At 71.9% G+C, this 2,010-nt stretch carries 1 protein-coding gene; it reads right to left on the minus strand.

Annotated elements, in window-relative coordinates:
* Nucleotides 1–286: 286 nt before the first annotated feature.
* Complete coding sequence (locus P409_RS32820) at nt 287–1,732, minus strand: alpha/beta fold hydrolase (RefSeq protein WP_161790517.1); 1,446 nt, start codon at nt 1,730–1,732, stop codon at nt 287–289.
* Nucleotides 1,733–2,010 lie beyond the last annotated feature (278 nt).

The following is a 2,010-nucleotide window of genomic DNA, read 5'->3' on the forward strand; positions in this document are numbered from 1 at the left end:
CGTCGTCGTCGTCGTCGTCGTCGTCGTCGTCGTCGCGCGGGGGTATTGGCGCCGATAGAATTGGTGTCGACTGTCGCCACCGGCCCCGCGGAAATCCTGGCTTATTCCACGCAGGCTCCCACCGTCGACAGCCCCCCTCCCCCTACCCCTCCCGCAAGGGGAGGGGGAGTGTGGAAAACACGCGTCAGTTCAGATGATCGTATTCTGAAAAGGTCCCGCAAGCGGGAGAGGCAAAAAGGGTGTCGTCCGATGCGACCGGGACGATTCCGTCAAGCATTCGGCGCCATCACCCATTCACCAGGAAGTGCAGCGGGTCGGGCTCGAGCTGGCAGGCATCGACCGGCTGGCGGTCCGGCGCGTCCAGGAACTTGCCCGTCAGGGTCTCGGCGCAGGGGTCGCTGCCGATCAGGCCGTGGCCCTGGTTCTGCCGCTCGACCAGGAAGGCGTTCGGCAGGTGCGACGCGGTGGCGCGGGCCCAGGTCGCCGGCGTCACCGGGTCCAGCCCGCCGGACAGGATCAGCACCGGGATGTCGCTGTCGACCGGCTGCGCGCCGAGGTCGTCGACCGTCGCGGCGGCCGGCCAGGCCGGGCAGGTGGACCCTGTGGCATCGCGCAGGTCGCCCGCATCCGGCGCCAGGCATTCCGCCAGGTCATAGGCGCCGTTGGCGATGGTCGGATCCAGCAGGCCGGCCAGCCATTGCTGGGCCGCATCCTCATAGGCCTCGTCGCGATCGGCGTCGATGCCGGCGATCAGCGCCGGCAGGGTGGCGGCGTCGTCGCGGGAATAGAGGTCGTTGAACACCACCTCGGACAGCAGGCCGCCGGTGAACATCAGCTCGGCCTCGCCGCCGCCGTCCGGCCGCGCCACGGTGACGGTCGGCGGCTCGTCGTCCAGCCGTTCCAGCAGGGTGCGGTAGCGCGCGGCCAGGTCGGGATAGGCGGCGTTGCAGTCGGCATCGGCGGCGCAGGCGGCGAAGACCCGCTGCAGCGACCGGTCGCCGTCCGGATCGCTCTCCTCCGACGCGGTGAACAGGCTCTTGCCGGGCGGGTAGACGCCGTCGAGGATCATCGCGGCGATGCCGTCGGGATAGCGCCGCAGCGTCTCCAGCGCCAGCCGGGTGCCGTAGGACGACCCGAACAGCACCCATTTGTCGATGCCCAGCGCCAGGCGCAGATCGGCCACGTCGCGGGCGCTGTCGGGCGTGGTGTAGCGGGTCAGGTCGTGGCCTTCGGCCTCCCAGCGGGTGCGGCAGGCGCGGGCGGCGTCGACCGACGCCGCGGCGTTGCCGCCGTCGCCCTCCGGGCCGTTGGCATGGATCTGGGCCTCGACCATCTCCGGGCAGGTCAGGTTCGGCTGCGACCTGCCCATGCCGCGCTGGTCGTACAGCACCAGCTTGCGCTTCTGCAGCCAGTCGTTGCGCGCGATCAGCTGCCACCAGCGGGCGATGCCGTCGGGGTCCAGCCCCGCCGCCCCGCCCGGGCCGCCCTCCAGATACAGCACCGGCGGCGCGTCGCCCAGCTTGTCGGGCGTGGACAGGATGGCGACCGCCAGGGCGACGGTGGCGCCGTCCGGCTTGTCCCGGTTCTCCGGCACGGTGACGGTGCCGCAGGTGGCGGCCCGCCCGTCCGGCACGGTGAAGCCGCAGGCCCCGGCCTGGAATTCGGGGGCAGCCAGGGCCGGGGCGGCGCCGGCCAGGGTCAGGGCTGCGATCAGGATCAAGGTACGGGTCATCATCGGCATTCGCGGGACTGCAGCGCACAAACCTAAGCAAGCGGGCGAGGCGGCGCCATGCGGCAAGAGCGACGCCGGCTCCTCCTGCCGCCGGATTGCGGCGGGAGCGGGGCCAGTCTGCTATTCGGCCGCCAGCAGCGTGGTTTCCTGCGGAACAGCGTCGGCGAGAAGCTGCACCACCTGCAGGCCCTGGGCCAGGGTGTCCCGCAGGGCATCGGCCTCGGCCGGATTCCGCACCGGGGCCCGGCGCGGCGCATCGCGGCGGGCATGGTCCAGCA

Origin of the sequence: Inquilinus limosus MP06 (assembly GCF_000767795.1) — a bacterium.
Taxonomy (GTDB): Bacteria; Pseudomonadota; Alphaproteobacteria; order DSM-16000; family Inquilinaceae; genus Inquilinus; species Inquilinus limosus_E.

What these genes read in the sequence shown, in the direction of transcription:
- P409_RS32820 (WP_161790517.1), bottom strand. Translation starts at nt 1,732, where the DNA reads ATGACCCGTACCTTGATCCTGATCGCAGCCCTGACCCTGGCCGGCGCC.